This is a genomic window from Haloarcula nitratireducens (assembly GCF_019599505.1).
On record NZ_RKLT01000030.1, the window covers coordinates 19969 to 32981 of the forward strand.

The following is a 13013-nucleotide window of genomic DNA, read 5'->3' on the forward strand; positions in this document are numbered from 1 at the left end:
GTGGGCTCGGTCGGGGACTGCAATTTGTAGCGACGTTCGCGATGGTTTCTCCGGAGGCCAGGCTTGTACACGTTCGGCTGTCTGGAGGAAGGGACGAACGAATGGGTCGCTCGATATCGGCTATCTTGATATTCGCTATCCGTCAGATCCGTTGTATTCCGCTGAGCACAGTCTTGTGATAAGCACGTGCCCGGCTGCTGAACGAGAGAGACGTCGTTCAGTGCTGCCGATTACGTCGATAACGCCAAGAGTATGACACGCAGATTCCAGCTCGTGACGATTCCACCGAGGATTGCGAGCCCAAGCGGAACGCCAAGAGAGTGGGGTCGTGGTACCAGCTTCCAGAGTACATAGAATCCTCCAAAGGCAGCAAGTTTGAGCGCGCCCATCGCGCCAAGCACTGAGTGGTGGAAGAACAATCGAGGAATCGGATTTGTTTCAACGACGCCCCCGATACGAAGCCCGATGCCCGTGGTGAGTATATCCCCCAGCCCAAACAGTACAATGGCAAGTGCCCAGACAGAGGCGGCACTGGAGTCACACCTACAGTTTCCTTGGATGGCCGCCTTCCAATCCATACCCCCATGTAGCGCCACGATGTGCTTTGTTACGATTTAGTTATCAGGTATATATGGTCGCTAATCACTGTATGAGGGATCGCTCTGGAAAGTGTCTTTGCGGGGGAACACTGGGTCGATAGGAGGACTACCTCGGGTGGTTCCTAACCGCAGACGCACCCGCACCGCAGGGGATGTCTTCCGCCGACGGAGGTGGCAGCGGCCGACTCAGGTCATTGATTGTGGAAGGTTCTCTACGGACTGCTGCTGGCTCACCAGCAAGACCGCGACTCAGTGTAGCGACGTGGCGAATCGTCTGGAGAGGGTCGCTGCCAGAGATTTGCTTGTCACACACGTAGTGAGGTTCGAATAAAGTCCAAGAATCGAGTCAGTGACCATCACTAGGCTCAATGGGAGGAACTATTACCGAGACGCCGGACACGAACAATTACATAGCGGGTAATTCGACGGCTCGAAGAGCTTTTCTGCTACTCGACAATCGAAGCTGGGCAGAATCTCATCGATGCAGTCGCCCGCATTAGAAACCGCTCGCGAACGCCCGAGGGTCAGAGTCGAATCATGTAGAGGCGAGAAAGCACCAACTGTCGACGCTACAGTCAGGGCACAGCCCTTGTTTCATCTTAGTACGGGTAATTACGCTAGAACAGATCTAGATTTCGCAGTAGCTTGATGACTAGCCGTAGAATTGGGCGTTTTTCATTGTACTCAAATTGTACTCCATTTGGAGAATACAGTTATCAGCGGGAACATCGTCTCTACGGTATGATATTACCACACACCAAAATTCTTGGCGTATCGGCCGATCACGACAGAGAATGCGAAGGGATCGAGAGCCCCCAATGACTCGCAAGACGCTCAAAATCTCTGAAGATACCTATAGTCGTCTCGAATCGCTGAAGCGATCGGGTGAGACGTGGGACGGCCTCCTCCAGCGGCTTGCAAAGGTCGGCGATTGGTCCACTGAGAGACCCCAATCGTGCGTTCGATGTTCTGCATATCTCGCTGATTGGATTGAGATCAGCGGTGATCCCTATTGTCGCGACTGTGCCGTAAAGGTCAATCTGGCTGCGATAGAGCCCTCAGTCGAATCCGAGTCTGCCAGTCAGTCTGCGGATCAGGTCAAAACCTCTGTACAGGGAACACCCTTCGATAACTATAGTGGACTCCGTGAAGACACTGTGTGGATGGTCGATGACGATACTCCGATTACTCGGTGGCCACTCTCGCTTGAGAGAAAGTGGTGGGATCTAGCTGAGAAGGTGGGTAAGCGTCATTGGTTCACTACCTTCCGTACTAAGTACGGTACCGGGAATGACGATGAGGAACGTGAACGCTACTTCCGATCGCCGCCTGAATGGCAACGCCAGAGTTACAACATGACACCGGTGAGATTCTTAGCGTATATCATCCGGTCTAGTGATCCAAATCGTCCTCCGTACTGGCGGTACTCCCTTGAGTCGCTCCGCCAAGATAGCTGGCCGGAAGAAGTCCTGGAGGATGTCGAAGCACATCTCAACTAGAGGCAGCAACACCACCCAGTGAGTCTACTGCTATCAGAGTATTGAAAAGACAAACAGAGCAGTCTCAACTTCATCTATGTCTATTACTCGTTCTCTTTATAGACCGATAACAGGGTTGTTCTGCGTTCTCTGTACAACAGAGTTGTTGAGCTGCCCGAGCAATCCGGGACTACGCACCAACGTCCCCGTCGACGTCCGCGAATCGAGCGACAATCCCCACGACTGCTGAACATTCGAAGCTGACCCCTGTGACTACGAGGACATCCCTACAGAGCTGGCACTCGCTGGCCTGATGCTCGGGCCGGCTTCCGGACAGTCGGGCATCAGCCTGTGATTGCGACAGCGTAGCTACGCTTCGAAAATTTTGCCGACAACCTTCATTACTGCACGGTATTTCTCGAGATCGGTATACTCCATGGTGAGATTATTTGTAAGATAACCCTATTGTCCGACTATCAGACGTGACATTCCCAGCGGAAAGAATATACATACCGCCTGGGATGTACGCACTAATGTCAAACCTATTCCTCAAGACGATAGTTCGAGGTGCACACAAAGCGTTCGGTCTTGATTCGCCGTACTCGCAGAAAGAATACGGAAAGAACTGGACTAAGCAACGTCAGAAGTGCTTGAGTCGGGATGGCCATCAATGCCGTCTCTGCGAGAAGTCGAAATCTGAGATCGGTCGCGAACCCGCAGTACATCACATTACTCCTCGAAGTGAGTTTGATGACAGCGACTGGCGGACGTACAACGCTCTCTCGAATCTCATCACGCTCTGCCCGAACCATCACGGAAAACTCGAAGGCCACTTCACCGAGACGGACCCGGATACATTTGTCCGAAAAGCAAACAGGTTTATAGAGTAACCGGTAATAATCTGGACTGTACCTATGGCATCAGTATACGATTTCAATGTACAGTGTGGTTCATGCGGTGATATCGTGGAAGCAACGCCGCCGAAATCGAAGCGGACGTTTTCACTGGCCAGTGCATTCCTACTCGGAACGATTGGCATGTTTTTGGGTTTGTCAGTCGGCGTAGCGACCGCCGGCTTTGGTATGGCCGCAACGCCGTTCACGCTCGTTATCGGTCTATATGTTGGATACCGAATTGGTGTCTGGAGTGCCGAGAAAAAAGACGGTCTGGGCTGCCCAGAGTGCGATAGCCACATCGCTAACAGCTAAGTCATTGGCATTCTTTTCGTCATCAGTTACGTACTAGTTGACTATGCCCATCAACGCACGTGTAATCAAAAGGCTCTCTAGCAAGAGAATCGAGTAACTCGCGCTCGGAGTTGCGCGCTTACCAATCGCTCCGTATTGTATACGCACAAGTCACATGACGAAATAGAGTGTCCTATTGACCGCTTCCGCAGCCGTACCGCAGAGGATGTCCTCCGTCAACGGAAGAGTCAGAAGTCGACTTGAGACATTGTGGAGATACTACGGGTCTTCTCGACGCTATCGCGGGCGTATTCGACCGCCGTGCCCTTCCGACCAGCATACGGGAAGACACGTGCCGTGCCCGCACTGCCAGTGGGATGGGGCGCTCGACACAAAAATGATGACTGAATTACCATCTGCTAATCAGAGCTGATAATGTGGCCGGACCGTTTATACCAGATGGTATGTAATCGATAGGTAACACGGTAAAACGGCTGAGTGGACGATCCCACTCGGATGCAAATATCAGTAGTACACGTGCTGATATAGGCGTTTCGCCGCTCGGCCGACCGTGCGAAAAACTAATGCAAATCAGAAACCTGTTCGACGACGACCAAGGTGTATCGCCCGTTATTGGCGTGATTCTCATGGTTGCTATAACCGTGATTCTCGCCGCTGTGATCGCAACGTTCGTGCTCGGTCTTGGAGAGAACCTGAGTAGTTCGGCTCCGCAGGCTAGTTTCTCGTTTGACTATGATAGTTCTGCAACCACCCCAACTAATACTACTCTAGGTAGCGGCGGCGCGTTGACCATCACTCATGATGGTGGGGATACTATTAATAGCGCTAACCTATACATAAAAGATAGCGACGGAAATAGTGTTACGGATAGTTATGCCGAACACTTCTCGGGAGCAGGTACTACTGGAGTGGATGTGAGTGCTGGAAGTTCAGCTACTGTCCGAGTTGATGGCGGAGATACCGTGCGAGTCATCTATCAAGATGACTCGGGTTCCTCAGCTACGCTTAATGAGTGGACTGGTCCCGCGTAACACTCGCTAATCTTCTTGTAGTCGGCTTATTTTAGAGAGTCATGAACGATTCGACAGACAAAAACAAATTTATAGAGGCGTTTGCAGGAACGTACGGCTTATTTAGTACAGTGTGTGCTAGAGCTGTCCAATAGTGTTAGCCAGTGTTTGTAGGCAATAGCAAGAATTTGAACAAGAGGAGGAACGCTACCGCATTAGCGTTAGAGTCCAAAAAGCTGAATTCGGATTAGGTGGTCGGGATTGACAGTCGAATACTATTCAAGGAATTTAGTGTGCTGAATCAAAGAGCTAGCTAGATTTATGTTGAGACGAACAGACAATACAAGGTCTTATAGTCCTCATCGCGTGGGCATTCAGTGACAGTAGCATTAACGAAATGTGTCCACTTTCGTTTGCTCTTTCTGGCGACAATCGAGTAACATTGGGGAATCCTCTCGACTTGCATCAGCCGAGAGTGACCGAGGCCTAACATAGATAGGTCTGCCCGTTTCAAAACAAGGTTGTCTCTAACTCACTAATCAGAAGTGATAATGTGGCCGAGCCCTTTATACATGATGGTATGTAATCGATATCCAACACGGTAAAACGGCTGAGTAGACGACCCACTCAGATGCACATATTAGTAGCTCGTGTGCTGATATAGGCGTTTCATCGCTTGGCCGACCGTGCAGAAACCAATGCAAATCAGAAACCTGTTCGACGACGACCAAGGTGTATCGCCTGTCATTGGCGTGATTCTCATGGTTGCTATAACCGTGATTCTCGCCGCTGTGATCGCAACGTTCGTGCTCGGTCTCGGTGAAAACCTGAGTAGTACCGCTCCGCAGGCCAGCTTCAGTTTCGATTATGAAAATAATGGGGGCGGAGCTGCTGACAAATTAGTTGTCACTCATGATGGGGGCGACACGATTTCAGCGTCAAGTCTTACATTCGTAGCGAGTAATGTTGAGGGTAGTGATACTGACGGTCCAGCATACACTACTAATGTAAGGATCGTAAATGCGAATAGCTGGAGTGACATTGGTAGTTCCGGTGATGTGGCGGCTGGCTCTACTGTTACTCTAAACGGGGATGACTTCGTGTATGATCCATCTGGTTCAACGAATGCACTTGATGGTACTGCTGATCAAGATGGCGACACTAACGGTGACTTCGTTGAACTCGATGGTTCTACAATTCGTGTCACGTATACATCAGATTCAGGCGACAATTCTGCTACCCTAAGTACTTGGGAAGGCCCCGACGCGTAAGCGAGCAACGCTTTTCGCAGTCGGCTTATTTAGCAGAGCTATGAATGACCCAACCGATAAAGACGCATTAATAGAGTCGTTCGCAGGAACATACAACTCTTCCAGTACGGCGAGTTCGTGGGAACTTGTCCAACAGTACCAACGCGTGCTCGAATACACAAGCAAAAACCCAAACAAGGGGTCAAGCGCCGTTGCGTCAGCGTTGAATCTCCCACGAAGTCGTATCCGGAGCTGGGTAGATGGCGACGGACGACCAGATGCTGTTCGAGGCATTCAACGTGCGGAGTCACACGGGTTGTTGGATTTATCGTGGGAAGGACAGACACTGCGGAGCCTCACAACTCTTGTTGCATGGATTTTCAGCGGTGGGAGTATCAACGAAGTTTACGTGCCTTCGTTTGCACTTTCCGGCGGTGACCGAGATATTGTCGAGTCTGCACTCGAGGACCTAGGCGCTGGCTGGACGGAGTTCAATGCTGGCGAATCAGACCGAGTGACTGAGCTTCGACCTACCGAAGATGCCAGTGTACTGGGACGACTATTACTCACATTGGGGGCGCCACTTGGCGCAAAAAATAGAGAGACAGATCTTCAGCTCCCGAGATATCTTCACGATGCGCCGGAGGAACTTCGCTTGCTGTTTGCACGGACGTATATCGGTAATCGAGCAACTGATCGTGCAGACCGACCAAAGACACCGATTCAGTTGGCCGAAAAGCGGAGTCCGGTGTTTCGAGAGGAGTTGCGGTCGTTTTTCGAGTCGCTTGTGGGTGAGGGCGAAGTTAGAGGTGAGGCAGAATCATATCGGCTTTCGGCTGAAGCGGTTGACAAGCTTGCGTTGAAACCGGTTGTCATCTCATCATCCAGAGTTGATGGCTAATAATGGCTTTTCAGCTGAGATACCTAAAAATCCCGTTTCAAGGTAGTCTTGAAGGATTCAATTATGCTTTGGAGTGCCTAGTGTAATCGAAACAATAATACAGATTTAATATAGATGATACTGAGGAGACGGATGGCAACATGGACTTGAAAGAATTGCTGCAAGACGACGATGCGGTTTCGCCAGTCATCGGAGTGATACTCATGGTCGCAATCACCGTGATCCTCGCGGCCGTAATTGCGAGCTTCGTGCTCGGGTTGGGAAACACAGCTACGGAAAGCACGACGCCGCAGGCGAGCTTTTCGTGGGATTACACTGACAATAGTGCTGCCAGCAGCGACAATGACGAGCTGACGATTACGCACGATGGCGGGGATACCCTTAGTGACACTAATATTAAAATTCGGTCCGGGGCTGACTTCGACAGCGATGACAACAACGTAGACGACACGCTTACAGATACTACATGGAATAATCTGTTCAACCCGTCTGACGATGAGATTTCGGCAGGTGATAGTGGAACGCTATATTCCGACACGAATTCTCAGGACTTCAGCAGTTCAACGTTCCGAATTGTTTACGAGTCAGAGAGTGGGAGCAACTCAGCGACGCTGTCCGAGTGGTCTGGTCCGGACGCGTAACTGAACAACCGCTTTTTTTAGAGCCAGTGAGGAGCAATAGCGACGGCACCGCTATCAGTTAATGACGGATGGTTTATATAGCAGTTTTAGAGGATAACAGAAGCACCGCGCCCCGCGAAGAAAATGAGATAGGCCGACCGGAACGGGTTGGCATCGATTCGGATATATCGAGCGGCGATGGTGAGTGTCTTCCAACCGATGAACACATACGCGAGAATGACGAGTTTATGTCTGACCAAGCCTACGTAGCCGAAGGTCTCCATCGACCACCGAACGGACTCCGTGGATTCAACAGCGCCAAGCTCCTGGCCGACGATCGTTGTCACGATATCGCCCACGAAGTAACAACCTACGAGGAGTGCAAGAAGCACGCGTTCAACTCGGGGCGCTAGTTGCTCAATCTGCTTAACAGGAGTCGCTTCCTGCTACCAGAAATATTTCCGTGATTGTTAATCTATTGCGATGCTGTCGACCGCTGGCGGTCTCTCATTCGTGTGGTGAACACTCACTTGGCGCCTGAACATGAGAGTCGCCCGCCCAGTCCTGCAGCTAGCGAACAGCAATGCCGAGAATGCTAGGGCACGTACTGTCGTGTTCCGCCAGTCAGTGTGAAGTCAATGCTCCCCTCAGTTCCCGAGCGTCACACAGTCGCCCCTTCAACCCCTGTCACAATGGGCGCGACATCGCCCGTGGCCTTGTCTTCGTTCCCATCGAAGAGATCAAACCCGATGTAGCAATGAATGGTTACAGACGGGGACCCTTAAGCGGTTGAACCCTCGTCAGCGAGCGGGCCGCCATAGTCACAAACAACTAGTTATAGACGAGCCCCTGGGCAGTAGGGGTCTCGCCAATATCGAAGACACCGACTGCCGTCTCGGTTGTAGACAGACCCTTAGATACTAAGGATGATCAATGACTCAGTGATTCTTTGAGCCATTGAGTTGTATGAGTTGACTCTCAGGCGGTTGGAGCATAATCTAGCCCCTCTATCGAAGTGTTCGGTACATTACAGAGGACGTGGGCAGCTCCACTCCAGTGAACAGCACGTGGGACATCAACGATGAGAACTAACTGGACTACCACGACTACGCGTCAGAGTGACAGGCGCCTAGTCTCCGTTCACGGGCCGACCCGGTCGCAAGAGACCAACCACAGCGACCGTGCCGTGTTGGACCACTCGAATCGCCAAGATGCAAGGTGACGATCATCGCGGACACCTCGCTACTCGTCCGTCGATATTTTGTCGCCAAACATATCAGGAGCTATTTCCCGTTGGACTGACTGAGTGAGTCACATGAAATGTGGACGGTGCGGTGAAGATACACACACCGAGCGATATGATATCGACGGGTTTGCTGGCCATCTCTGTGAGACGTGTCGGGAAACGTGGGACGAGCTTCAAGCATAAGCCTGCCGAGCTGAGACGCAGCGCCTGCTCTCGAGAACCACTAGTGTGAGAGACACCTGCGCCTCGTGCTACAACACGAGACGCAGTGGGGTGAGCGTCATCCGCTCTATGGCCGGGAACCTACCGGCCGATAGAGCGTGCGACGAGGAGCGAAAAAAGTCGGTTTCTGTCTACGGGCAGTTAGCGCCATGCAGACCATCGGCGACCGATGCTGAGCGACAACCGAAGACCGGTGACCGACGGACTCACTGACGTCGCCCACGCTGACGGTACTCGAGAGTTGGACGCAGGTGTGGCTCGGACTCTAAGACAAATCACAGCGGGCTACCACTGCCTCACAACGGCACTGTTAACCGGCCGTCACAACCACTACAGAACCACATGGACCTCCTCACGCACCTTTTCTTGCCGGTCACAATCGCCTACGTATTGCGGCCGGATCTCTTTCCGTCCCCGTGGTATCTATTCGTGACTGCCTTCGCTGTCTTCCCCGATGTCGACAAGCTCCTCGGCATGCAAGGCGCACTCCACTCTGTGATCACGTTGGGCCTGCTTGGCGGTGGGTTAGTCCTACTTGAACGCTGGTACCGCGGCGAGATGACCTACGGGACGTTGTTCACTGTCCTGTTGTTCAGCCATCTGGTACTGGATTTTCTCGATGGCGGGCCAGTCTCCGTGTTGTATCCGTTCTTGGATCTCGGGGTTGGACTGCGATACCCGGCGGAACTGGTCCTTGGTGAGCAGCTCACCCAGACTGGTATCCAGAATCCAGCGCCGACGGTCACTGTTGGGACCCCAAGCCGGAGTCGCACCAGCTACGCGCTGCTCAACGGCTATGGAGTCCTCTCTGGACTCGTCTTTCTGGTTGTGTACTTCAGCGACGCAGTGCCCGGCGTGCGGTCGGTTCGGGAGTCAGACAGCCAATGAGTTGCCAGTTTAGCGACGGCACACAAATTGTAACTCAAACAACCATCATTACCTAAACGAGCTATCTGTATTCTAACTCTCAGTCGCGAAGAATCGTCTGCTACAGACCGAAACGACAAATTTCATCCCCAGTCCGTTCAAATGTTCCGCCAGTTCTTTACCTAAAGCCTTAATGTTCATTATCATGACAAATGGGTTAGAATACCAAATCACTCTCCTTGCGGATACTCTCCAGAAGGCAGTTTTACAGGGCGCGTTGGGTCCCAAAGAGGCGGGCCTTCTGAAAGAGCGACTGCAAGCTGTCGAATCGATGGCAGACGCCCACGAGTTGTGGACCACCATCGAGGAGGAGTTCGACGTGCTGGAATCGTCGCTGTGGGATTAAGTGGTGCGCTCTTGCTGCCAGTCAGTCGAGGAGATATTTTTCGACATTGGTGAAATCCTCAGCAGAAGATTTGTGCCTCCAGTGGCCAGCTCTCTGGAGTCTGCACCGAAGTCGTCTTCAGCAGTATCTCTCAGTGACTCAATGATTCAGTGAGTTATTGATTTTTCTGCCCCGAAGTATTACGTATCCTTCCGTTGAAGAGACAGGTAGCGTGTCTGAACACTTCGGGGGTACACATGACACAAGTTCGCAGCGATCGCCGGCGACGGTCGAGATTCGACAGGGGGCAAAAGCACTTATCGAGTCAGCCACGGGCGTCCTGCTGGTGAAGGAACGCCACGAGGATGGCGAGCCGTTCTGGACACTTCCTGGTGGGGGTCTCCAGTCGGACGAAGCCGCTCGGACGGGACTGCGACGAGAATTGTGGGAAGAACTGAGTTGTCCGGTGGAGATCGGGACGGCATGTGGCCAGTGGTGGTACGCCCATCAATCGTCACGCCTGACGACGTCGCTGTATCGGGTGTTCCGTACCTACGTCTTGGCTACGCCGGCGCCCAACCGTGCCGAAGGCGTATTAGAAGCACAGTGGTTCTCGCCCGGAGAGCTACCAGCACGGACGCTCCCGCAAGTCCGTCGGCTGGTTCGTGCTTCTTCGGCATGATTTTGGGGAGCTGCTACCCTGCTTTGCAGCGTATACCGCTGTAGACAACCCCTAGTTCTATCTGCAGAGATATGACGCAATCAGTATCATTTTATCACAGCGACAGAATCCGTCGAGTATGAACGGCCAACGTGTTTTGGTGACTGGTGGCGGCGGATTCATTGGTTCGAATCTCGCTCAGACGCTTGCTATCGATAACGACGTGATCGTCGTCGACGACGGGTATCTCGGAACACCCGAGAACGTCGGCGAGAACGTCGAGTACGTCGAGCGAAGCGTCGTCGAGGACGATCTGCCAACGGACGTTGACGTGGTCTTTCACCTCGCAGCGCTGTCGTCGTATGCGATGCACGAAGACAATCCGACCCACGGTGCTCGGGTCAATATCGAGGGCTTCGTCAACGTCGTTGAGCAGGCTCGTGCGGATGGCTGTGATACCGTCGTGTATGCGTCGACCTCCTCGATCTACGGGAGCCAGACTGAGCCTTCGCCCGAGGAGATGGACGTGACGGTCAACACCGGGTATGAGGCCTCGAAGATGGCCCGCGAGACCTACGCCGAGTACTTCCACAACCACTACGATATCTCGCTGGCGGGCATGCGCTTTTTCTCGGTGTATCAGGGCTACGGTGGCGCCGAGGAACACAAGGGCGAGTACGCAAACGTCATCGCTCAGTTTGCCGACGACATGGCCAATGGGGAGGCGCCTGTGCTGTACGGCGATGGGACACAGACGCGGGACTTTACTCACGTGGAAGATATCGTCCGCGGGCTCGAACAGGCCGCTGATAACGAACTGAACGGGATCTACAATCTGGGGACTGGCGAAGCGTATGACTTCCGCACCGTTGTGGAGCTGCTCAACGACGAACTCGGGACGGACATCGAACCGGAGTTTGTCGAGAACCCGATTCCCGATGACGTCTACGTGCATGACACCTGTGGCGATTACGCGAAGATGCAGGCGGCGACTGGATGGGAGCCACAGATTGGTTTCGAGGAGGGGATTCAGCTGGTCTGTGAGCCCTACAACTGAGTCTCGGTAGTGGCGGATCTCGAGGCTGGAGTGGTACGGATCGGGCGGCGCGTTTTTCGGTGCTGGCTGCTTCACGCCATCGTCATGGTCGTCTAGCTTGGTACTCGACATGCAACTCTCGCAGGTCAACAGTCGCCTCGTTCCAGCCGTAGACGGGTTCATTCACTATTGGCCACGGCAATTGGCGGTCTAGCGGATTGGCAGCGCCGGTCACAGGACTGTTCGGTCCGCTCCCATCGACCGCAGCCACACCGCATCCGCACCGCAGAAGATGTCTGCCGCCGGAGAGGGTGTCATCGGCCGACCGTCATGGACATCAGCGAGATGTGCAGGTGGGAACTCCGATCAACCCCCTTGGGAAAGGTCGAGGGGAATTTAAATTCGCCTACAGGTACGGTGCAAACCCTAAACAGACAGTCACGCTTCTGCGGAGGTTCGGCAGCCGCCAAAGACCTTTTCTCCGTAAGACCGTGTAGCGCGGGCCGGGGAGCGATTCAGTCTGGTTGCACCAACGATTCAGAACGTATTCAGTCTCCCCCAGTCACGAGGTTGGGACCCACCTGCAGTCCGATGATTCGTGAGACGGGAGGCTTCCTTTCCTCTCCGTCTCTGCCTATAGTGCTCCTTAGCAGACACTTCCTCGAGTTTGTGAATGGCAAGTAATAGGCAGCAAGCTCTAATATTAACTATCTCAAACCAATATTATCAGCCCGCTCAGACATATGTCCGAGAACACAGTCTGGATTAAGAAACGAGGAGTCGTCGGATCGGGCTCTTCAATCACAATTCACACCGATCCCCACTGTCGAGCGCTACAACAAGCACAAGCTACGAAGCAAGTTCAGAGAAACGCTCTTCCACAAGACTGGCCCACTTGCTCGCTCTGCAACGGAACCGCCAATACTGGTGGCGTAGCCAAAGGGGAAAACACACTCAGTCTCCGCCAGCGCCTAGAGAAGGCCGATCCAGACGACCTCTAGACGCTACCTACGTTGTGGGCTGGCCTCGGAGCGGACGTTGGCCTGCTGGAATCCGCACTACGGGATTGCCATTCTCCGCCGGCGACAGCCGAATGAATCCGAGCAGTGGCATTCTATGGCGGATGCCTGCATCTAGGGCTTCTTGTTCAGGCTGTAGGGATTTTTCACGAGATAACTCTATGTGACTGTGGCACATAGATGACGGGGTGAACCACCATGGCAGAAGCAACACCACCAGACACGGGTGGAGATATGGAAACAGTCACGTCCGCAGACGGGACTGAGATTGCCTTCGAACGGACGGGGAGTGGGTCACCGCTCGTGCTCGTCCACGGGGGAGTCTGTGACCACAGATTCTGGGAGCTATCCGATATTCGTGCCACCTTCGCAGACCACTTCACGGTCTACAGGCGGAGCAGGGCGAGTGCCTCGGGGCTTGACCCCGAGGGTGAAGCCCGTCAAAGGTTTAACTTACCACGCCTCGTACTGTGGATTAACGGCCGTGACGGACAGTAAAGACCTTACTGTG

General features: G+C 53.2%; 12 protein-coding genes. 10 read left to right on the forward strand and 2 right to left on the reverse strand.

Going from position 1 to position 13013, the window contains the following annotated elements:
• Positions 1-230 precede the first annotated feature (230 nt).
• Positions 231-578 (reverse strand): DUF5658 family protein, encoded by a 348-nt coding sequence (locus EGH23_RS23655; RefSeq protein ID WP_220582449.1) that lies wholly within the window; start codon positions 576-578, stop codon positions 231-233.
• Positions 579-2610: 2032 nt separating this feature from the next.
• Between EGH23_RS23655 and EGH23_RS27385 the strand changes: the two genes are divergently transcribed.
• The 6 genes from EGH23_RS27385 to EGH23_RS23680 all read left to right on the forward strand — a co-directional run bounded on the left by EGH23_RS27385 (position 2611) and on the right by EGH23_RS23680 (position 7087).
• On the forward strand, positions 2611-2967 hold the full coding sequence (locus EGH23_RS27385) for an HNH endonuclease (RefSeq protein WP_425433271.1): 357 nt from the start codon (positions 2611-2613) through the stop codon (positions 2965-2967).
• Positions 2968-2991: 24 nt separating this feature from the next.
• Positions 2992-3285 carry a hypothetical protein gene (locus EGH23_RS23660; RefSeq protein ID WP_220582450.1) on the forward strand — a complete coding sequence of 98 codons (294 nt, stop codon included), beginning with the start codon at positions 2992-2994 and terminating at the stop codon, positions 3283-3285.
• A 563-nt stretch (positions 3286-3848) separates the two neighbouring features.
• Positions 3849-4316 carry a type IV pilin domain-containing protein gene (locus tag EGH23_RS23665; protein ID WP_220582451.1) on the forward strand — a complete coding sequence of 156 codons (468 nt, stop codon included), beginning with the start codon at positions 3849-3851 and terminating at the stop codon, positions 4314-4316.
• A 677-nt stretch (positions 4317-4993) separates the two neighbouring features.
• Positions 4994-5566 (forward strand): type IV pilin domain-containing protein, encoded by a 573-nt coding sequence (locus EGH23_RS23670; RefSeq protein ID WP_220582452.1) that lies wholly within the window; start codon positions 4994-4996, stop codon positions 5564-5566.
• Between the two features lie 40 nt (positions 5567-5606).
• On the forward strand, positions 5607-6446 hold the full coding sequence (locus EGH23_RS23675; RefSeq protein WP_220582453.1) for a hypothetical protein: 840 nt from the start codon (positions 5607-5609) through the stop codon (positions 6444-6446).
• Between the two features lie 140 nt (positions 6447-6586).
• Entirely contained in the window at positions 6587-7087 is a 501-nt protein-coding gene (locus EGH23_RS23680; RefSeq protein WP_220582454.1) for a type IV pilin domain-containing protein, read from the forward strand.
• Between the two features lie 86 nt (positions 7088-7173).
• Here the strand turns inward: EGH23_RS23680 and EGH23_RS23685 are convergent, their stop codons facing one another.
• A complete protein-coding gene (locus EGH23_RS23685) occupies positions 7174-7458 on the reverse strand; it encodes a hypothetical protein (RefSeq protein WP_220582455.1) in 285 nt (94 codons plus the stop codon).
• Positions 7459-8876: 1418 nt separating this feature from the next.
• Between EGH23_RS23685 and EGH23_RS23690 the strand changes: the two genes are divergently transcribed.
• The 4 genes from EGH23_RS23690 (at position 8877) to EGH23_RS23705 (ending at position 11504) form a co-directional block, all read left to right on the forward strand.
• On the forward strand, positions 8877-9422 hold the full coding sequence (locus EGH23_RS23690) for a metal-dependent hydrolase (protein ID WP_220582456.1): 546 nt from the start codon (positions 8877-8879) through the stop codon (positions 9420-9422).
• Between the two features lie 184 nt (positions 9423-9606).
• A complete protein-coding gene (locus EGH23_RS23695; RefSeq protein WP_220582457.1) occupies positions 9607-9807 on the forward strand; it encodes a hypothetical protein in 201 nt (66 codons plus the stop codon).
• A gap of 211 nt (positions 9808-10018) precedes the next feature.
• Positions 10019-10468: an NUDIX hydrolase gene (locus tag EGH23_RS27390; protein ID WP_425433270.1), complete on the forward strand. Its 450-nt coding sequence runs from the start codon at positions 10019-10021 to the stop codon at positions 10466-10468.
• 118 nt (positions 10469-10586) lie between these two features.
• Positions 10587-11504 (forward strand): NAD-dependent epimerase/dehydratase family protein, encoded by a 918-nt coding sequence (locus EGH23_RS23705; RefSeq protein WP_220582459.1) that lies wholly within the window; start codon positions 10587-10589, stop codon positions 11502-11504.
• Positions 11505-13013: the final 1509 nt, after the last annotated feature.